Raw genomic sequence first — 20,147 nt, forward strand, 5'->3', positions numbered from 1 at the left:
CCCTTGGGGTCGTCCATGGGGTCGTAGGCCTCGACGGCGCCGTATCCGATGCTCGCGATGCGCCGCAACACCTCGTCGCGGTCGGCCTTCACCTGATCACGCACGGTGTAAAGCTGCACGCCAAGCGGCTTCACCATGGGGCGGGAACCTCCCGGTCGGAAAGGCGGGGCGCCACCGCGGGCGCTCCGCGCAACATTCGGGTAATCAGTACGTAAAGACGCTAAAACCCCGGTTTTCAAATGACAATGGTTAGTTTCCGGCTGAACCGGGTAAGCGCGCCGCCGCACATGACGACCGCCGGCCGCCCGGGAGGGCGACCGGCGGTCCGGTCAAGTGAGACCAGGAGGGTTCAGGCGGGGCCGGAGGTGGTCACCGGCTGGGCGGGGGCCTCCTCGATCGGGGGAGCGGGGGGCCGCTTCGCGCCGCGCCTGCGGTCGCGCCGGGCCCGGGCCTTCTCCTTGCGGTTCTCCACCATGGTGTACAGCGTGGGCACCAGGACCAGGGTGAGCAGCGTCGAGCTGATCAGGCCGCCGATCACCACGATGGCCAGCGGACGGGAGATGAAGCCGCCGCCTTCGGTGATGCCGAGCGCCATGGGCAGCAGCGCGAAGATCGTCGCCAGCGCGGTCATCAGGATGGGGCGCAACCGTCGCCGGCCGCCCTCGACGACCGCCTCCTGCAGCGGCATGCCCTGCTCGCGATACTGATTGACCAGGTCCATCAGGACGATGGCGTTGGTGACCACGATGCCGACGAGCATCAGCATGCCGATCATCGCGGCCAGGCCGAGCGAGGTGTCGGTCACCAGCAGCAGGCCGATGGCACCGGTCGCCGCGAACGGGATCGAGACCAGCAGCAGCAGCGGCTGCACCAGGCTGCGGAAGGTCGCCACCATGACGAAGAACACCAGCGCGATGGCGGCCACCAGCGCGAGCAGGAGGTTGCCGAACGCCTCTTCCTGGTCGGCGCTGACCCCGCCGATCTCGTACGACGCGCCCGCCGGCAGGCTCAGCGCGGTCAGGCGCTTGCGCAGCTCGGCGGTGGTGGCGCCGAGGTCGGCGCCGGTGGCCTTGCCGGACACGGTGGCGCTGCGGTCGCCGTCGATGCGGGTGACCTCGACCGGGCCGTTCACCTGCTTGACCGTCGCGACGTCGTCCAGCTTCACCTTGCCGGCGATCTTCAGATCGCGCAGGTCGGTCTGCGACTCGGGCGCCGGTCCCGGGCGCAGCACGACGTCGGCCGTGCTGCCGTCCATGGCGAGCTCGGTGACCTTGCTGCCCTGGAACGCCTGGGCCACGGCCTGGCCGATGGCGATCTCGCTGAGCCCCTTCGCGGCGGCCTTCTTGCGGTCCACCGAGACGTCGATGCGCGGCGCGGTGTCGGCCACGCTGCTGGTCACCTCGGCGACGTCCGGCACGCCCGCCATGGCCTTCTGGACCTCCTGCGCGGCGGTGCGCAGCGTGTCGAGCTCGGCGGCCCGCACCACGACCTGGAGCGAGTTGCCGCCGAAGCCGCCGGACTGGCCGACGGTGACCTCGCCGATGCCGTCCATCGCGGCGAACCGGTCGGTGAGCCGCCGCTCGACCGCGCCCGCGTCGGCGCCGTCGCGCAGGGTGAGCGAGTGGCTGGCCCGTGAGGTGCCGCCGCCCATGCCGCGCCCGCCGAAGCCGACGCCGCTGCCGCCGCCCACGGTGACCTGGTACGACTGGACCTCGCTGGTGCCGGCGACGACCTGCTCGACCTTCTTGGCCATGGCGTCGGCGCTGGCGAGCGAGGTGCTGACCGGGAAGGTCTGCCGGATGCTGAGCGTGTTCTGCCCGGAGTCCTCGATGAAGCTGGTGCGCAGCATCGGCACCAGGCCGAGGGTGCCCACGAAGATCACCAGAGCGACGGCGAGCGTGATGATCCGGTGCCGGGTCGCGAAGCGGATCACCGGGACGTAGGCCCGCTGGAGCAGGCCGCGGCGCTCCTTCTCGTCCGCCGCCCGGCGTACGGCCTCGGAGTCGCCGCCCTTGGGCGCCTTCATGAACCAGTACGCCAGCACCGGGACGACGGTCAGCGCCACCAGCAGCGAGGCGAGCAGCGCCACGGTCACCGTGACCGCGAACGGGCTGAACAGCTCGCCCACCAGGCCGCCGACGAACGCGATGGGCAGGAACACCGCGACCGTGGTGAGGGTGGAGGCGGTCACCGCGCCCGCCACCTCGCGCACGCCGTTCCCCACGGCCGTGCGCTTGTCCTCGCCGTACGACAGGTGCCGTTTGATGTTCTCCAGCACCACGATCGAGTCGTCCACCACCCGGCCGATCGCGATGGTGAGCGCGCCGAGGGTGAGCATGTTCAGCGAGTAGTCCTGCACCCACAGCGCGATCAGCGCGATCAGCACCGACAGCGGGATGGACACCGCGGTCACGATGGTGGAGCGCAGCGAGAACAGGAAGACCAGGATCACCAGCACGGCCATGGCCAGGCCCAGCAGGCCCTCGGTGGTCAGGCTCTCGATGGCCTGCTCCACCGACGGCGCCTGGTCGAACACGACGGTGAACCGCGTGTCGTCACCGAGGGAGGTGGCCAGCGCGGGCAGCTTGGCCCGGACGTCGTGCGAGATCGCCACCGCGTTGCCGTCGGGCTTCATGGTGACCGAGACCCCGAGGCTGGGCCGGCCGTTGGTGCGGGTCAGCGTGGTGGAGTCGGCGACGCCCAGCTTGACCGAGGCCACGTCGCCCAGGCGCACCGGCTTGGGCGCGGCGGGCGCCCGCGTCCCCTGCGCCGCGCCGGACGCTCCGGGCGCGGCGGCGCCGCCGGGACCGCCCGGCTGCCGTCCCTGCCCGGCCGGCTGCCCCTGGGAAGCGGGCGCGGCCGGCGGGGTGAGGTAGAGGTCCTGGATGTCGCGCACCGAGTCCAGCTTGGTGCCGACCTGGACGGTCAGCGACTTGCCGGACCGGGTGAGGGTGCCGGCGGGCACCGGCGTGCCGGCCGACTGGATCGCCGTGCTGATCGACGACAGGGTCAGGCCGCGCTCGGCCAGCTCGTCCTCGTCGGGCTCGATGGTGACCACCTGGTCGCGGGTGCCGGAGACCGACACATCGCGCACCCCGTCCACGCCGCTGAGCGCCGGGACGACCTCGGCGGACAGCTTGTCGGCCAGCCGCCGCTGGTCGCCCGCGGAGCTGACCGCGAGCTGGACGACCGGCAGGTCGTCGGTGCTCCCGGTGACCACCTGCGGGTCCACCCCGTCGGGAAGCTGGGCGTCCACCCGGCTCACGGCCTGCTGGACGCGGTTCTGCGCGGCCTCGATGTCGGTGCCGAAGTCGAACGAGATCTGGACGGTGGCGCTGGACTCGCGGGAGGTCGAGTTCACCCCGGTCACCTCGGACACGCCGCGGACGGCGTCCTCCAGCGGCCGGGTGACGCGGTCCTCGACGATCTGCGGCGCCGCGCCGGGGTAGGCGGCGACGATCGAGACGGCGGGGAAGGACAGGGACGGCAGGAGTTGCTGTTTGAGCGCCGGGATGGTGTACAGGCCGAAGGCCGCCACCACGATCGTGATGAGGGCGACCAACCCGCGGTTGGCGAGGCTCAGTCTGGCGAGTGACGACATCGGTCCGTTTCTGCTCCGGGTAGATGGGGGCGGTGCTCGGCGCCTGTGGGAGGGGCGCCGCTCATAGGTCGGTGGAGGGGCGGGGCCGCTGGGGGTGGCCCACCCTTTCAAGGGTCCCCGCCGCGTGGAGCGGGACCGTCCGTCCGGGGGAGGGTCTTGGACTACCGCGAACGCCGTACTCCGCCCGCACGGCTACCCCCCGAGGACGGTACCGCCCACGGTGCGGGCCCCGGTCGGCGTACGCGGATCACGGAGAGGGGGCTCCCGCCCGCACGGGAAATCCTTCTCGCATCCACGCCCCTGTCAGGAGCCGGCCGGCGAGGAAGGCGGACCACTCGGGGAACGGCCGGCGGCCTCGGTCACCGGGGACGGGGGTGCACCAGGCCGGTCTCGTAGGCGATGACCACGAGCTGGGCGCGGTCGTGCGCGCCGAGTTTGAGCATCGCCCGGTTGGCGTGCGTCTTGGCGGTCATCCGGCTGATGCCGAGGTGGTCGGCGATCTCGTCGTTGGTCAGCCCGCGGGCCACCAGCGTCATCACCTCGCGTTCGCGGTCGGTCAGTACGGCGAGGTCCTCGGGGGTGTGCTCGACCTGGACGCCGGGCTCGGCCAGGAACCGGGCGATCAGCCCCTTGGTCGCGCCCGGGGAGAGCAGGGCGTCGCCCCGGGCCACGACGCGGATGGCGTCCTGCAGCTCACCGGCCTCGACGCTCTTGCCCAGAAAGCCGCTCGCCCCGGCCCGCAGCGCGGCGAAGACGTACTCGTCGATCTCGAAGGTGGTCAGCACCAGCACCCGCACCCCGGCGAGCGCGGGGTCGGAGGTGATCGCCTGGGTGGCGGCCAGGCCGTCCATGCCGGGCATCCGGATGTCCATCAGCACCACGTCCGCCCGGGTGTCGCGGGCCAGCCGCACGGCGTCCTGGCCGTTGCCGGCCTCGCCCACCACCGACAGGTCGGGCGCGGAGTCGACCAGGACGCGAAAGCCCGCGCGCACCAGCATCTGGTCGTCGGCGAGCAGGACGCGGACGGTCATGCGCCGCTCGCCGCCGGGGCGGGCAGGACCGCGTGGACGCGGAACCCGCGGCCGGGGGAGGGGCCGACGCTGAACGTGCCGCCCACCGACAGGGCCCGTTCGCGCATGCCCACCAGGCCGTGGCCGGGGCCGGCCGGACCATCGCCCGCGGCGCCGTTCGAGAGGCCTGCGGCCTGCTGCGGGCAGCCCCGCCCGTCGTCGCTGACCTCGACGGTCAGGTCGTGCGGGCCGTAGGCGATGCGCACCCGGGTCACCGCCGGCCCGGCGTGCTTGCTCACGTTGGTCAGCGCCTCCTGCACCACGCGGAACGCCGTCAGCTCCACCGGGGAGGGCAGCGGCCGGGGCGTGCCCTCCAGCCGGCAGTCCACCGGCAGGCCCGCCGCCGTGAACGAGGTGATCAGCTCCGGCAGGCGGTCGAGGCCCGGCGCGGGCTCGGTGGGCAGCTCCTCGGCGCTGCCGGGCCGGCGCAGCAGCCCCACCGTCGTACGCAGCTCCTCCAGCGCCGCCCGGCCGGCCTGCCTGATGTGCCCGAGCGCCTCGCGCGCCTGGCGCTCGTCGGCCAGCACGTGCGCGGCGACCTGGGCCTGCACGTTGATCAGCGCGATGTGGTGGGCGAGCACGTCGTGCAGCTCGCGGGCGATGCGCAGCCGCTCCTCCATGACCCGCCGCTCGGCCTCCTCCTCGCGGGTCTGCTCGGCCCGGCGGGCGCGCTCCTCGATGGCCGCGATGTACGCCCGCCTGCTGCGCACGGCGTCCCCGGCGGCGATGGCCATGCCGATCCAGGCGATCTGCCCGGCCACCTGCGGGGTCAGCCACGAGTCGTCCGACAGCACGATGCGGGTGGCGCCGAGGACGAGCGCGGCGATGCCGCCCGCCGTCCAGGCGACCTGGCGCGGGGAGTGGACGGCCAGGGTGACCAGCGCGACGGCGGGGATCAGGTCGAGCGGCCCGCGGGTGCCCGCGATGATCAGCTGGGCCACCGAGCCGGCCACGGTCACCGCGGCGACCAGGCGGGGCGCGGCCCGCCGGAAGACCAGCGCCGCGCACAGCACCGCCGCGAGCACGACCATGGCCGTGGACGGGGGGACCACCTCGGTGGGCGGCGGGAACGGCAGGCGGTCGCGCACATGGGCGGCGCGCGGGCTGAGCAGAGTGCCCGCGAAGACCAGGCAGGCGATGGCGGTGTCCACCAGGTAGGGATGGGAACGGGCGGCCTCCCGCAGCCGGGTCACGCGACTCACGCCCCCAACCGTACGGCCGCCGCGCGGCGTCCTCGTCGTCCGGGAGGACCGTCCCGGTCTACCGCGCTCGCGGTACGCCGTCACCCGGCCGCTCTCCCGGAGTGGAAATCCTGTGTCAGATCTTCAAAGTTGGGAAATGTGATCTGTGAAGACCGGGATGGTCGCCAACGAATCCGGGGAAGTCGCGAGTGGTGCGGAAAATTTTCTTTGCCCGTTCGTGGACATGGCTTTCGCGTGTTCGGGTGCACTGTTGCTGCAGGCCACCTGAGCAGCGGCGCGTCGCAGCCTCGCACGGTGGCGACGGTGCGGCCCGCCACTCCCACGGCGGTCCTCGCGAACAACGGCGGATCGTACGGCGACACGTGAGGAGACGACATGGCCGGACCGCAACGATCATCTCCCAGCCTGCTGGGTGAGCTGGCCGCGGAGTTCGCCGGCACGCTCATCCTGATCCTCATCGGCACGGCCGTCGTGGCCCAGGTCGTCGCGGGCGGCATCGGTGACCACGACAGCATCGCCTGGGCCTGGGGCCTCGGCGTCACCCTCGCCGTCTACACGGCGGGCCGCATCAGCGGCGCGCACCTCAACCCGGCCGTCACGGTCGCCCTCGCGGTGTTCAAGGGCTTCGCGTGGCGCAAGGTGCTCCCGTACTCCCTCGCGCAGACCGCGGGCGCGTTCGCCGCCGCGCTGCTGGTGCGGTGGAACTACACCGAGGTGCTGCACAAGGTCGACCCCGGGCTGACGATCAAGACCCAGGGCGTGTTCTCGACTCTGCCCGGCAACGGCGTGCTCCCGGTCGGCGAGTGGGGGGCGTTCCGCGACCAGGTGCTCGGCACGGCGATCCTGCTGTTCCTGGTGCTCGCCGTCACCGACCTGGCCAACAGCGCCCCGGCCGCCAACCTCGCGCCGTTCGTGGTCGGGCTCATCGTGGTGGCGATCGGCATGGCCTGGGGCACCAACGCCGGGTACGCGATCAACCCGGCCCGCGACTTCGGGCCGCGCCTGGCCTCCTTCCTGACCGGATATGGCACGGCCTGGCGCGACCAGTACGGCAACCTCTACTTCTGGGTGCCCATCGTGGCACCGCTCATCGGCGGCGTGCTCGGCGCCGGCCTGTACCAGACGCTGGTCGCGCGGTTCCTGCCCGCGACCGGGGAGCCGGAGCCGGGTACCGTGCCCACCGAGGGCGAGGCAAGCGGGGTCGGCGCCCGGCAGGGCGGCCCGGCGGAGTGAAGGCGGACGGCCACGCCGGCGACCGGCGGGCCAGTGAGGGAGGCGACCATCCATGGCTGACTTCGTCGGAGCAGTCGACCAGGGCACGACGAGCACCCGCTTCATGATCTTCGACCACGGTGGCAACGAGATCTCCCGCCACCAGCTCGAACACCAGCAGATCCTGCCGGAGGCGGGATGGGTCGAGCACAACCCGGTGGAGATTTGGGAGCGCACCCGCGCGGTGATCGAGACCGCGCTCGGCAAGGCCGGGCTCGGCGCCGCCGACCTGGTGGCGCTCGGCATCACCAACCAGCGCGAGACGGCCGTGGTGTGGAACCGCAGGACCGGCCGGCCCTACTACAACGCGATCGTCTGGCAGGACACCCGCACCGACCGCATCGCCAGCGCCCTCGACCGCGACGGCCGGGGCGAGGTGATCCGCCGCAAGGCCGGTCTGCCCCCGGCGACGTACTTCTCCGGCGGCAAGATCCAGTGGATCCTGGAGAACGTCGAGGGGGTGCGCGAGGCCGCCGAGGCGGGCGAGGCCGTGTTCGGCAACACCGACACCTGGCTGCTGTGGAACCTCACCGGCGGCCCCGACGGCGGCGTGCACGTCACCGACCCGACCAACGCCAGCCGCACGATGCTGATGAACCTCGAGACCCTCGACTGGGACGACGAGCTGCTGTCGTTCTTCGGCGTCCCGCGTGCGATGCTCCCGGAGATCCGCCCCTCCTCCAACCCCGACCTGTACGGCGTCACCCGCGCCACCGGCCCGCTGGGCGGCGAGGTGCCGCTGTCCGGCGACCTCGGCGACCAGCAGGCGGCCACCGTCGGCCAGGTGTGCTTCGGCGTCGGCGAGGCCAAGAACACCTACGGCACCGGCAACTTCCTGCTGCTCAACACCGGCAACGAGCTGGTCCGCTCGCGGCACGGCCTGCTGACCACCGTCTGCTACCAGTTCGGCCAGGAGAAGCCGGTCTACGCGCTGGAAGGCTCGATCGCCGTGACCGGGTCGGCCGTCCAGTGGCTGCGCGACCAGCTCGGCATCATCAGCGGGGCCGCGCAGAGCGAGGCGCTGGCCCGGCAGGTCACCGACAACGGCGGGGTGTACTTCGTGCCCGCGTTCTCCGGGCTGTTCGCCCCGTACTGGCGCTCCGACGCGCGCGGCGCGATCGTCGGCCTGTCGCGGTACAACACCAACGCGCACATCGCCCGGGCCACGCTGGAGGCGATCTGCTACCAGAGCCGGGACGTCGTCGAGGCGATGGAGAACGACTCCGGGGTGCGGCTGGACGTGCTGCGCGTGGACGGCGGGGTGACCGCGAACGAGCTGTGCATGCAGATCCAGGCCGACGTCCTCGGCGTCCCGGTGTCCAAGCCGGTCGTCGCCGAGACCACCGCCCTCGGCGCGGCCTACGCCGCCGGGCTCGCCCTCGGCTTCTGGACCTCCACCGACGAGCTCAAGAACAACTGGAACGAGGACCGCCGCTGGCTGCCGTCGTGGACCGACGAGCAGCGTGAGGAGGGCTACGCCGGCTGGAAGAAGGCCGTGCAGCGCACCCTCGACTGGGTCGACGTCGGCTGACCCGCGCCGCCGCATGGCGAAGGTGGGTCACAGAGTGCGGAGGTGGTCGACGGCGGCACGGGCGGCCAGGCCGATGGCGGCGTCGGCGCGGGGCTGGTGCTGGGCCGTGCCGATCGAGCGGGTGAACACGGCGACGGCGTAGCGGCCGCCGTCGGGGTACTCCACGACGCCGACCTCGTTGCGGAGGGTCGGCAGTGAGCCGGTCTTCCCGCTGACCACCACGTCGTCGTAGGGAAAACCCGAGGCCAGCCGGTGTGGCCACACCTGCAGGCCGAGCAGGCGGCGGATCGCGGCGCACGCCTCGGGGCCCGCGGCCTCGTCCCGCCAGACCATGCCGAGCAGCCGGGCCATCTCCCGCGGCGTGCTGCGGTTGCCGTGCGCCGGGTCGAGCACGCGAAGGCGCGGGACGTCACGCGGGTGCAGTGGCCCCTCCAGCCGCCCGGCGTCGGCCTCCAGTGCGGCGAGCATCCCGCGGCAGTCGTGCTCGACCCGCGTGGCCGTCAGCCCGAACCGGCCGAGCATGGCGTTCACCGCCGCCAGCCCGACGTGCCGCGCGAGGACGTCGGCGGCGGCGTTGTCGCTCACCGCGATCATCAGGTAGGCCAGGTCGCGCAGCGAGAGCGTGGCCGGGTCGAGCATGGCGGCGAGCCCCGTGCCGCCCGACGTGCGGTCACCGGGCTCCACCCGGCACGGCAGCGCCGGGTCGAGCACCCCCGCCTCGGCCTGCCGGTAGAACTCGACGAGCAGGGGGAGCTTGAACACCGACGCCAGCACCACCGGGTCGTCCGCGCCGACGCTCACCTGCGCCCCGGTGTCGATGTCGGTCGCGTGCAGGCTCCCGGTGACCCCGCCGGCCCGGAACACGGCCGTGAGGTCCGGCGGGCGGGCGCGGGCGGCGGTCCCGGATCGTGTGCCGGCGGACGGGGCGGTCTCGGCGGGCGTGGTGGCGGCCGTTCCAGGGGGCGGGGCCTCGGGGGAGGCCGCGTCCGAGGGCCGGTGCGGGGTCATGCGAGCAGGCCGGAGGACGGGCGCGGCCTGACGGGGCGGGGCGGCGCGGCTCCCTCGTGGACCATCCCGGCATTCTCCCGCAGGACGCGCAGCACCACCTCGCCGAACTCCTCCACCGCCTCCGACGGGCGCTGCCAGGCCATCGAGACCCGCCACGCCAGCGGGTCGCCCAGCAGCGGACGCCACACGACGCCCGTCTGGTCGGCGCGGGGCCCGAAGGCGACGGCGGTGCCGGACATGACCAGGCCCAGGGTGAACTGCGAGTGCCGTCCGGCGTGCACCTCGGCGGGGACGTACCCGTGGCGGCGGCAGTCGGCGAGGGTCTCCTCGTGCAGCCCGGGCTCGGCCTCGCGGGGGAAGATCACCAAGTGCCGCGCCCCCAGGTCGGCCAGGTGGACCGAGGAGAACGCGGCCAGCGGGTCGTCCTCGGGCAGCAGCACGCCCGGGTGCTGGACGAGCACCGGCCCGAAACGCAGGCTCGGCGCGCCCACCGGATGGCGGATCACCCCGCCGTCCAGCGCGCCGTCCGTGAGGGCCGCCACCTGGTCGGCCGTGCTCATCTCGATCAGTGCGAGACGGACCTCGGGGCGGGCCGCGCGGAACCCGGCGACCAGCGCGGCGATGGCCGACCCGCCCAGGTCGGCGGGCACGCCGACGCGCAGGGACCCGCCGTCGCCGCCGGTGCGGGCGAGCAGGACGGGGATGGCGTCGACGCGCTCGACGATGTCACGGGCCTCGGCCAGCAGCAGGCGTCCCGCCTCGGTGAGACGCACCTGGCGGCTGGACCGGTCGAACAGCCGCACGCCGAGTTCGTCCTCCAGGCGCTTGATGCGCTGGCTGAGCGGCGGCTGGGCCATACCGAGGCGCGCCGCCGCGTTGCCGAAGTGGAGCTCATCGGCGACCACGGTGAAGTAGCGCAAGTGCCGGATCAGGTCCATCACCAGCCATCATATCCATATTTGTATGAATGGGACGTAGATATCAATATTGGACATAGTGCTTAACCGTCTGCTGTCCTCTTCCTCAGTTCGAAGGGGGAGACGATGAGACGACTGACATTCGCCACCGCCATGGTGCTGGTGCCGCTCGCCGCGGCGGGCGGTGTGGTGTGGGCGCTGCACACGGAGGGGTCGGCGCGGGAGACCGCCGCGCGTTACCTGGCCGCCTGGTCAAGGGGCGACCACGCCGCGATGCGCGTCCTGGTGGACGGCCCGCCGTCCGGCTTCGAGCAGTGGTACCGCCGCTTCCACGACGACCTGCGGCTGACCTCGGCGCGCTTCACGCCGGGCGCGGTCCGGGAGGGGAAGGCGGCGACGACGGTGGACTTCCACGCCGACCTGCGCGGCCCGGTCGACTTCACGTACACCGGCGGCTTGCGGCTGGTCGAGCGCGAGCGCGCATGGAAGGTATCCTTCACGCCCTCCTCCCTCCACCCGAGCCTGACCGCCGGTGCCCGCTTCAGGATCACCCAGGTGCCGGCCGAGCCCGCGCCGATCCTCGCCGCGGACGGGACGCGCGTCGACACGCCCACCGCGCCCGGCTCGGTGCTCCAGATCGTCGACGGGCTGAAGACCCGGTACGGGGCCCGCCTGCGGGGCAGGCCGCCGGCCCGGGTCGAGATCGTCAAGAACGGCCGCGCCGCCGAGACCGTCGCCACGGGCGAGCGCGTCCCGGGCACACCGCTGCGCACCACCATCGACCTGCGGGTACACCGGGCGGGCGCGGCGGCGCTGGAAGCGGTGGACAAGCCGGCGTCGCTGGTGGCCCTGCGCCCCTCGACGGGCGAGGTGCTGGCCGCGGTCAACCGGCCCGGCGGCTTCAACCGCGCCCTGCTCGGCGCCTACCCGCCGGGTTCGACGTTCAAGGTGGTGACCGCCTCGGCGCTCGTCGCCGGCGGCATGGCGCCCAAGGACACGGTCGAGTGCCCGCCGGAGCTGACCATCGGCGGGTTCGCCTTCCACAACGCCGAGTTCCACGACTTCGGGCGCCTGTCGCTGGAGGCCGCCTTCGCCCACTCGTGCAACACCACCTTCGGCGGCCTCGCCGTGGAGCGTCTCGGTGGCGACCGGCTCGCCGAGGTGGCGCGCCAGTTCGGGTTCGGCGCACCGATCACACCAGGTGTGCCGGCCGTGCGCGCGGCGTTCCCCGCGCCTCGCGACGCCACCGACCTGGCCTCGGCGGCGATCGGCCAGGGCCGGGTGCTGGCGAGCCCGCTGAACATGGCCGCCGTTGCCGCGGCGATCGCGGACGGCACCTGGCGCCAGCCCCGGCTCGTCCCCGCGCCACTGGTGCCGGCGGGCGGGTCGGAGCCGCGCGAGCTGGAGCCCGCGGTGGTCCGCGCTCTGCGCGACCTCATGCCCGCCGTGGTGAGCGAGGGCACGGCGAGCGGTGTCGCCTTCCCCGGCGGCACGGCCGGCAAGACGGGCACCGCGGAGTACGGGTCGGGCCGCACGCCGCCGGCCCACTCGTGGTTCATCGGCTACCGCGGCGACCTGGCCTTCGCGGTCATCGTCGAGGGCGGCGGCACCGGGGCGGCGGTCGCGGCCCCCATCGCCGCCCGTTTCCTGTCCCTCCTTGCGACCGGCCGGGCCACCGGCTGAGCGGCGGTCGTGGCCACTGAGCTCCGGCGCGCCGGACCTCAGTGACGGCGGGCCGCCACCAGGTCGCGCAGACGGTCGGCCGCGCCGACCAGCGGGCCGGTGGCCTTGAGCAGGCCCGGCCGCGGCGGCGTGTGCGGGTGCGGGCGGGTCGGCGCCAGCCGCTTGGCCTTCTCCATCTTGGTGCCGAGCTCCATCGCGCGTTCCGGGCTGATGACCAGGCGCAGCTCCGGCAGCACCTGCTCCTCCTCGTAGGCGATGTGCTCGCGGGCCTCGGTGATGAACTCCGTCAGCATGTCCTCGTAGCGGATCCGGCCCGGCTCGTAGTCGATCAGGTCGTTGAGCGTGTACTTCGCCCGCTGCTCCTGCTTGATCGCGTGATCGGCGAGCTCGTCGCCGTGCGGGACGAGGTTGCGCACCGCCGGCCAGAAGTACTCCTCCTCGACCGCCTCGTGCTTGGACGATTCGCTGATGAGCCGGCGCACCTGTTCCTTGCGCCGTCGCATCCGCTCGTGCTCCTCGCCCTCCGCCGGGGGCCTCTCCTCCAGTTCGGCCATCATCCGCTTGACCTCTGCGTGGTCCCTCTCCAGGAACTCGAACACGTTCGCCATGGCTTCGCCTCCCCGTGCGACCGGCGACTATCCCCCTTGTGGGCGTTGCCGGAGTTGGTGCAGGTAAACATGGTTCTCGCGGCATATAGCGGCTTTTGTCGGGCGGCTGCCGTACGCTCCCGACCACCGCGATCATGGAAGGGATGCCGGCATGCCGCCGCAGACGACGTATCTGGAGCTGTCCGAGGACGCCGGGAGCGCCCACAAGTTCTACGAAGTGGTGGTGTCCGGCACCCAGGTGGCCATCACCTACGGCCGCATCGGCGAGCAGGGCCAGACCAAGGTGTCGGCCTTCGCCACCGCCGAGAAGGCCGAGGCCGCGGCGGCGAAGAAGATCGGGGAGAAGGTCCGCAAGGGGTACGCGCCGGCCGTGCGCGGCGCGCGGCAGCGACGCGCCGTCACCCACCGGACCATCGTGAGCGGCCGCTCCACCGCCAGCCAGGCCCCCGTACTGTGGCGGTTCGCCAGCGGCGCCGCCGCGTTCGGCATCTTCGTGGACGAGGAGCGCTGCTGGGTCGGCAACCAGAACGGCGACGTCTACACCCTGGCCCACGACGGCACGGTCACCGCCCGGTTCCGGCTGCCCGACGGCGTCAAGTGCATCGTCGCCGACGACTTCTGGATCTACGCCGGCGCCGACGACGGCAGGGTGTACGACCTGAGCGGCAAGGTGCCCCGGGTCGCCTACGAGATCGCCGAGGACGTCGACATCTACTGGCTGGACATCAGCGACGGCGTACTCGGCGTCTCCGACGTCGCCGGCCGGGTGACCACCATCGACCACGAGGACGAGTTCCAGTGGTCGCGCACCGGCCAGGGCAGCTCGGCCTGGATGGTGCGCTGCGCCCGGGACGCCGTCTACCACGGTCATTCCAACGGCGTGGCCCGCTACGACGCCGCCGACGGCACACCGGTGTGGCACACCGGCACCCAGGGGCAGGTGCTGTTCGGCTGGCAGGAGCAGGACGACGTGTACGCCGGCACCAGCCACAACCTGGTGTACCGCATCGCCAAGCGGGACGGGGCGGTGGGCGCCACCTACCGCTGCGACGGCGCCGTCTTCTCCTGCGCCGCGGCCCCCGACGGGCGCTTCGTGTTCGCCGGCGACAACCACTCCTCCATCTACTGCTTCGACCGGGCCGGCAACCGGCTGTGGAAGCTCGCCACCGGCTGCGGCTCGGCCTACTCGATGCAGTTCCTGGACGACCGGCTGTACATCGTGACCACCAACGGAACGCTGGCCTGCGTGGACGCGAGCGAAGAGGCGATCAGGGCCGCGCAGGGCGGCAGCGTCCCGGAGCCGGTGGACGTCAAGGCCGCCGCCACCATGACCGCCGTCCAGCCCTCCGCCGTCCTGGAGAGCGTCTCCGCGGCCGGCGAGGGTGTCGTGGTGGAGTGCGTCCGCGAGGGCGACCGCCTGCGGGTGCGGGTCCTCAGCCCCGGCTACGACCCCGCGTGGAACGTGCAGTTCCCCAAGGGCGTGCGTGAGGTGGGGGCGCGCTACGTGGTCGAGGGCGTCCGCTCCTCCGGCCGCGGCGGCTTCTACCGCGCCTACGGCGACATCCGCCGCCTGCTGTGACCGTGCCTCCGCCCTCCGGGACCACCTCGCGCCGCCGAAGGTGGGCTTCAGGCGGTGGCGGCGTCGGCGGTGGCGAGCGGAGGGCCGGGCTCGGCGCCGCCGGCCTGGACGCGTTCGGCCTGCGCGAGGTGGCCGTGCGCCGTCGCCAGGATCAGGATGCCGAGCACCAGCGTGCCCGTGGCGATGTAGAACGGGACGTGCACATTGGTGTGCTCCACCAGCTTGCCCGCCGCGAACGGCGCGAGCCCGCCGCCGATGAACCGCACGAACCCGTACGCCGCCGAGGCCACCGGGCGCTCGACCGGCGCGACCGTCATCACCGCCTGCGTGGTGACGGTGTTGTTCACGCCGATGAACACCCCGGCCACGATCACCGCGGCGACCAGCACCGGCGGGTGCGTCGTCCACACCGCGATGACCAGCACCGTCACGGCGAACAGCGCCAGGTTGGCGTACAGCGTGCGCGCGATGCCGAACCAGCGCTGCAGCACGGGCGCGCCGAACACCGAGAACACGGCCACGAGCAGGCCCCAGCCGGCGAACACGAACCCGAGCTGGATGGCGTCGAGGCCCATGGGGAAGGGCGCGTAGCCGAGCACAGTGAAGAACGCCCAGTTGTAGCAGAGGGCGGTCAGCGACATGGTGAGCAGCCCGCGGTGCCGGAGGGCGCGCAGCGGGTCAAGCAGGCTGGTTCTGCGCGCCGGGCGCGGCGTGGGCTCCACCAGCACGACCGTGGCGATCAACGCCACGGCCATCAGCACGGACACCCCGTAGAACGGGCCGCGCCAGCTCAGGTGGCCGAGCAGGCCGCCGAGCAGCGGGCCGACGGCGATGCCGAGCCCGAGCGCGGCCTCGTACAGGATGATCGCGCCCGCGAAGCCGCCGCTGGCCGAGGCGACGATCACGGCCAGCGAGGTCGCGATGAACAGCGCGTTGCCGACCCCCCACCCGGCGCGGAAGCCCACGATCGACCCGATGCCGGGCGAGGCGCCCGCGAGCGCGCTGAACACCACGATGAGCACGAGCCCGGCTATCAGCGTGTACTTGGCGCCGATGCGGCTGGACACCCATCCGGTGATCAGCATGGCGACGGCGGTCACCACCAGATAGCTGGTGAACAGCAGGGTGACCTGGCTCGGGGTCGCGTTCAGGTCGTGGGAGATCGCGGGCAGGATCGGGTCGACCAGCCCGATGCCCATGAACGACACCACGCAGGCGAAGGCGACCGCGAACACGGCCTTCGGCTGCCGGAACGGGCTCGCGCCCGATCTGGGGGAGTGACTCATCAACGCTCCATCGTGGGTGGGGGCCGCCGGATGCTCAGTGGCGGCTCGGTTCGGGAACGGGGACGCCGGGCGAGGCGGGGGCGTCGTCGGGCAGCAGCCGGGTCAGCGCGTCGATGGCCGGCAGCGCCGCGGTGAGCGCGGCCCGTTCGGCCTCGTCGAGCTCGGTGAGCAGCACGGCCAGGCGCTCACCGCGTGCCCTGCGCCGTTCGGCGAGGGCGGCGCGCCCGGCGGCCGTGATGCGCACCAGCACGACCCGCCGGTCCTGCGGGTCGGCGGCCCGCTCGGCCAGTCCGGACTCCTGCAGCCGGGAGACGAGCTGGGTCATTGCGGGCTGGGTGACGCCCTGCCGCGCCGCCAGGTCGGTCAGCCGGCACGGGCCCGACCGGTCCAGGGTGGCCAGCGTCGAGGCGGTGGTGAGCGACAGCTCTCCCGGGGTGTTCAGCCGGAGCACCAGCCGCGCCAGCCGGTCCAGCATCCGGGCCACCTCACCCGCGGGGAAACCGGTGGAGTCGCTCGCGTCCGGCGAATTCATAAGCAACTTATATCACCTCGTTATGTATCTGTCGGCCAAGCCCCCCGGGCACGGCCATATCGCCACAGTGCTGAGGGGATGCCGAACCGGCGGAGCGTCCGTACGGTAGGGGACGTGGCCGGGGGTGCGCGACAGGACGGGCGATTGTGCGATACGACGGAAGACGTGGCGGATCCTTCTCGCACTACCATCTCGGGCGTCCGGCATTCTGTTGGTGTGATCGGCGCCGGAACGGTGGAGATGGACGAATGTGAGCGTCGGCGGCTGCCCGCCGCCGTGCGCCCGCTGTTCCGCGACGGCGGCGGCGCGCGGACGCTCTCGGTCGAGCTCCCGGCCGGGGCGGTGGTGTGGCCCGACCCCACCTATCTCCGGTTCCCCTCCGCCGCGCGCGGCCGGCCGGCGTTCTGGCTCAGCGAGGCGCCGGCCACCGGCGCCCTGTACGCGCGCCTGCGCGCCGACCACCCCCACTCCGGGCTCTGGCCGGTGCTCCTGGAGGAGTCGGTTCAGCCGTGGTCGGTCGGGCAGATCGCCCCGGACGCCGCGGAGGAGGTCGACAACTACAGCGTGGGCGCCTTCATGGAGGAGGTCTGGGCCGACTGGATCGCGCGGGCCGCGGAGGACCAGATCGAGATCCTCGACCCGTTCGGCCCGCACTGCCCGGGCCCCGCCGAGCCGGGCGAGCCGCGCGCCGACCCCGGGGCGGTCGCCGACTGGTACGCCGCGACGCTCGCCGAGCAGGGCATGCCCGTCGGCCTGGCGGCCGTCGACCGCGGCGCCGACGCGCTCGCCGTCATGGGCTGGCAGGGCGCGCTGCACCACAACGAGTGGAACGTCCCGCTCGCGGCGGTCGTGCGAAGCTGGGAGGACCGCTTCGGCGCGCGGTTGGTCTGCATGGGCTTCAACACGATGGAGCTGAGCGTCGCCGCGCCCCCGATGACCGCCCAGCACGCCGTGCACGTCGCCGCGGAGCACTGGGCGTTCTGCCCGGACGCCATCATCCAGGGCGCGGGCACGCTGCTGGACTACGCCGAGCAGCTCTGCGGCAGGCACACCTGGTCCTTCTGGTGGGACTGACCCCCGGCCGCCCCACGGGACGCGGCGAGCGTTCGTCCCGCATGGCACCCGGCCCGCCGGATACCGTCACCGCGGCGCGAGCCGCTGCCGACGCTGAGGACGACGCCGACGGGTTGTTCGCGGGCCGTCCCGGTCGTCCGGCGGTCCGGCCCTTGAGAGGATCCGCATCCGGCCGGAGGCGATCGCGGGGACGGCACGGCGGGCCGCGCGGGATGCGGCTTGTCCGTGAAAGGGCGGCGTGCGGCGTGAGATGATGCCTTAGGTGCTTCGCCGTTCGGGGGCGTGGCTTGATCGCCAGGAAAGCAGGAGGTCCGCATCATGAGTGCCGACGCGCGGCCGCAGGGCGAAGGACCGGCCGCAGACCCCCAGGGTGCGGCGACCCCGGAGACCAAGGCCCCAGAGGGCCTTGCGGCGCAGGAGGCCACGGCCGACGTGCCGGGTCCCGAGACTCCTGACGACGAGCTCAAGCGCAAGTTCCGCGAGGCCCTGGAGCGCAAGCGCCGCAACCAGGCCGAGGGCGGCGGCAACGGCCGTGGCCGTGACGGTTCCAAGATCCACGGTGCGCACGGCCCGGTGGGCGGCAAGCGTTCCTTCCGGCGCAAGAGCGGCGGCTGACCGGCTCGAAGCCCGGGAAGCCTTGGGAGCGCTCCCAGTTTTGCCTGGTCGGCTGCCGTCCATAACCGGAATATCGGGTACGTCTCCTGACGGCCGTCGGCGTTGCCCCGTATAACACCATGCCATCTGGGCCGGTGTGCCGTGATGGACGGGGAAACAATCTTGTTTCGGGCGATTCACATTGCTGACGTATTGCCGTAATGTGTGTGGGAGCGCTCCCACTAAGGAGTTCCCGGTGTCCGTGACCTTCCGCGCGAACAGCACGACCGGACCGGACGTGCTCGATGGCCTTCCTTTACGGACGGCCGAGTGGATCCTGTCCGCACAAGCAGAAAGTGTGCGCGCGGCGCGCGTTCTGGTCAGCCAGGAGCTGCGGCGCTGGGGCACCGGACGTCTGGCCGACGACTGCACACTGATCATCAGTGAACTGGCCACGAACGCCATCAAGCACGGCGGGACGGCGTTCTCCCTCCGGCTCGGCAGCGACGGCACGTGGGTGTACGGCGAGGTGTTCGACGCCGGCGACGGCATGCCGCACGCCGGCCCCGGCGACCTGGACGCCACCTGCGGGCGCGGCCTGCTGATCGTCGGCACGCTCGCCGACGACTGGGGCGTGGTCCAGGCCGAGGGCGGCGGCAAGATCGTGTGGTTCGTCGCCGGACTGGGCGGCGAGCCTCTGGGCTGACCTCGCGGTTCAGGGGTCTGTGAGGTCTCGCCGGGGCATGGTGATCACCGGGCGGTGCGTGCCTCGGCGACCCGGCACGGCTTGCGCCGAGAGTGGAGCCCGCCCTCCCGCGCAAGCCGTGCCGGCATTCCGCCCACCTCCGTCCAGGCCCCGGGGACGCGCCGGCCACCGCCGGGGCGGTGGGTGTCAGCGGAAGGCGTCCAGGCCGGTGACGGCGCGGCCGAGGGTGAGGGCGTGCACCTCCTCGGTGCCCTCGTAGGTCGCCACGGTCTCCAGGTTCACCATGTGCCGCATCACGGGGTACTCCAGGGTGATGCCGTTCGCGCCGAGGATGCTCCGCGCGGTGGCCGCGACCCGCTGCGCCGCCCGCACGTTGGCCAGCTTGCCGAAGCTCACGTGGGCGTGGTGGGCGTTCCCCGCGTCCTTGAGCCGGCCGATGCTGAGGGCGGTCAGCATGGCGTGGTTGACGTCGACGAGCATGTCGGCGATCTTGCGCTGGGTGAGCTGGAACCCGGCGATCGGCCGGTCGAACTGCACGCGGCTCTTCGCGTAGTCGATCGCGGAGAGCAGGCACGCGCGGGCCGCTCCCGCCGCGCCCCACACGATGCCGTACCGTGCCTCCGACAGGCACGACAGCGGCGCCTTGAGGCCCTCCGCGCCGGGCAGCAGCGCCTCCTTGGGCAGTCGCACACCGTCGAGCACCAGCTCGGAGGTGATCGAGGCGCGCAGTGAGATCTTCTTGTGGATCACGTTGGCGGAGAACCCCGGAGCGGAGGCCGGCACCAGGAAGCCGCGGATGCCCTCGTCGGTGCGGGCCCAGACGATCGCGACGTCGGCCACCGAGCCGTTGGTGATCCACATCTTGGTGCCGTCGAGCACCCAGTCGTCGCCGTCGCGGCGGGCGCGGGTGCGCATCGAGCCGGGGTCGCTGCCGGAGTCCGGCTCGGTCAGCCCGAAGCAGCCGAGCGCCTCGCCGGTCACCATGCGCGGCAGCCACTCCTGTTTCTGCGCGTCCGTCCCGTACCGGTGGATCGCGGTCATGGCCAGCGATCCCTGCACCGAGACGAAGCTGCGCAGCCCGCTGTCCACGGCCTCCAGCTCGCGGCAGGCGACGCCGTAGCCCACCGCGCCCGCGCCCGCGCAGCCGTACCCCGTCAGGTGCATGCCGAAGACGCCCAGTTTGCCCATGCTCCTGGCCAGCCCCCGCGGGTCGGGGATCGTGCCGGCCTCGAACCAGTCGGCGACGTGGGGGAGGAGTTCGGCGTCGCCGTAGGCGCGCACCGTGTCGCGGATCGCGCGCTCCTCGCCGGACAGGTCGCGATCGACGTCGAGAAAGTCTTCAGGGTTCAATGCGCTCACCGTCGTGGGTCGCGGAGGTGCCTGCTGCTGCCGCTCCTGTTACCAGCAGCCAATCACAGCCCAGGTCCCGCCGCGGGCCCGCGCCCCGCCACCGCCGGCCCGGAGCGGGGTACGGCCGTCCGGCG

16 protein-coding genes are annotated in these 20,147 nt (G+C 72.8%); 7 read left to right on the forward strand and 9 right to left on the reverse strand.

Annotated features, from left to right (window positions below):
- Positions 1-349: 349 nt before the first annotated feature.
- From IEY93_RS08740 to IEY93_RS08750, 3 genes are all read right to left on the reverse strand, one after another.
- Complete coding sequence (locus IEY93_RS08740) at positions 350-3,601, reverse strand: efflux RND transporter permease subunit (protein WP_189162477.1); 3,252 nt, start codon at positions 3,599-3,601, stop codon at positions 350-352.
- 359 nt (positions 3,602-3,960) lie between these two features.
- Entirely contained in the window at positions 3,961-4,632 is a 672-nt protein-coding gene (locus IEY93_RS08745) for a response regulator transcription factor (protein ID WP_189162478.1), read from the reverse strand.
- The gene (locus IEY93_RS08750; RefSeq protein ID WP_189162479.1) at positions 4,629-5,873 is read right to left on the reverse strand and encodes a sensor histidine kinase; all 1,245 of its coding nucleotides are present in this window, start codon (positions 5,871-5,873) and stop codon (positions 4,629-4,631) included. Before IEY93_RS08750 ends, IEY93_RS08745 begins: the two co-directional genes overlap by 4 nt.
- A gap of 375 nt (positions 5,874-6,248) precedes the next feature.
- Here IEY93_RS08750 and IEY93_RS08755 point away from each other — a divergent pair, with 375 nt between their 5' ends.
- Together IEY93_RS08755 and glpK are read left to right on the forward strand one after the other, a co-directional pair.
- The gene (locus IEY93_RS08755) at positions 6,249-7,106 is read left to right on the forward strand and encodes an MIP/aquaporin family protein (protein WP_189162480.1); all 858 of its coding nucleotides are present in this window, start codon (positions 6,249-6,251) and stop codon (positions 7,104-7,106) included.
- Positions 7,107-7,158: 52 nt separating this feature from the next.
- Entirely contained in the window at positions 7,159-8,676 is a 1,518-nt protein-coding gene (gene glpK, locus IEY93_RS08760; protein ID WP_189162481.1) for a glycerol kinase GlpK, read from the forward strand.
- A gap of 27 nt (positions 8,677-8,703) precedes the next feature.
- Here the strand turns inward: glpK and IEY93_RS08765 are convergent, their stop codons facing one another.
- Positions 8,704-9,684: a serine hydrolase gene (locus IEY93_RS08765; protein ID WP_189162482.1), complete on the reverse strand. Its 981-nt coding sequence runs from the start codon at positions 9,682-9,684 to the stop codon at positions 8,704-8,706.
- The gene (locus IEY93_RS08770) at positions 9,681-10,622 is read right to left on the reverse strand and encodes a LysR family transcriptional regulator (protein ID WP_189162483.1); all 942 of its coding nucleotides are present in this window, start codon (positions 10,620-10,622) and stop codon (positions 9,681-9,683) included. Before IEY93_RS08770 ends, IEY93_RS08765 begins: the two co-directional genes overlap by 4 nt.
- Before the next feature lie 105 nt (positions 10,623-10,727).
- On the opposite strand from IEY93_RS08770, the gene IEY93_RS08775 reads away from it, so the two are divergent.
- Complete coding sequence (locus tag IEY93_RS08775; protein WP_229690987.1) at positions 10,728-12,284, forward strand: penicillin-binding transpeptidase domain-containing protein; 1,557 nt, start codon at positions 10,728-10,730, stop codon at positions 12,282-12,284.
- A 38-nt stretch (positions 12,285-12,322) separates the two neighbouring features.
- Here the strand turns inward: IEY93_RS08775 and IEY93_RS08780 are convergent, their stop codons facing one another.
- Positions 12,323-12,892, reverse strand: a complete 570-nt coding sequence (locus IEY93_RS08780; protein WP_189162484.1) for a hemerythrin domain-containing protein — start codon at positions 12,890-12,892, stop codon at positions 12,323-12,325.
- 151 nt (positions 12,893-13,043) lie between these two features.
- On the opposite strand from IEY93_RS08780, the gene IEY93_RS08785 reads away from it, so the two are divergent.
- Positions 13,044-14,471 carry a WGR domain-containing protein gene (locus IEY93_RS08785; protein ID WP_189162485.1) on the forward strand — a complete coding sequence of 476 codons (1,428 nt, stop codon included), beginning with the start codon at positions 13,044-13,046 and terminating at the stop codon, positions 14,469-14,471.
- Between the two features lie 47 nt (positions 14,472-14,518).
- Here the strand turns inward: IEY93_RS08785 and IEY93_RS08790 are convergent, their stop codons facing one another.
- Together IEY93_RS08790 and IEY93_RS08795 are read right to left on the reverse strand one after the other, a co-directional pair.
- Positions 14,519-15,757: an MFS transporter gene (locus IEY93_RS08790; protein ID WP_189162486.1), complete on the reverse strand. Its 1,239-nt coding sequence runs from the start codon at positions 15,755-15,757 to the stop codon at positions 14,519-14,521.
- A 34-nt stretch (positions 15,758-15,791) separates the two neighbouring features.
- Positions 15,792-16,289: a MarR family winged helix-turn-helix transcriptional regulator gene (locus IEY93_RS08795; RefSeq protein ID WP_189162487.1), complete on the reverse strand. Its 498-nt coding sequence runs from the start codon at positions 16,287-16,289 to the stop codon at positions 15,792-15,794.
- A 216-nt stretch (positions 16,290-16,505) separates the two neighbouring features.
- On the opposite strand from IEY93_RS08795, the gene IEY93_RS08800 reads away from it, so the two are divergent.
- The 3 genes from IEY93_RS08800 (at position 16,506) to IEY93_RS08810 (ending at position 18,663) form a co-directional block, all read left to right on the forward strand.
- On the forward strand, positions 16,506-17,363 hold the full coding sequence (locus tag IEY93_RS08800) for a DUF4253 domain-containing protein (RefSeq protein ID WP_229690988.1): 858 nt from the start codon (positions 16,506-16,508) through the stop codon (positions 17,361-17,363).
- 318 nt (positions 17,364-17,681) lie between these two features.
- Entirely contained in the window at positions 17,682-17,978 is a 297-nt protein-coding gene (locus IEY93_RS08805; protein ID WP_189162488.1) for a DUF5302 domain-containing protein, read from the forward strand.
- A gap of 235 nt (positions 17,979-18,213) precedes the next feature.
- Positions 18,214-18,663: an ATP-binding protein gene (locus IEY93_RS08810; RefSeq protein WP_189162489.1), complete on the forward strand. Its 450-nt coding sequence runs from the start codon at positions 18,214-18,216 to the stop codon at positions 18,661-18,663.
- 186 nt (positions 18,664-18,849) lie between these two features.
- Here IEY93_RS08810 and IEY93_RS08815 read toward each other — a convergent pair whose 3' ends face one another.
- Entirely contained in the window at positions 18,850-20,022 is a 1,173-nt protein-coding gene (locus IEY93_RS08815) for an acyl-CoA dehydrogenase family protein (RefSeq protein ID WP_229690989.1), read from the reverse strand.
- Positions 20,023-20,147: the final 125 nt, after the last annotated feature.

Origin of the sequence: Sphaerisporangium melleum (genome assembly GCF_014646695.1) — a bacterium.
Classification (GTDB): Bacteria; Actinomycetota; Actinomycetes; order Streptosporangiales; family Streptosporangiaceae; genus Sphaerisporangium; species Sphaerisporangium melleum.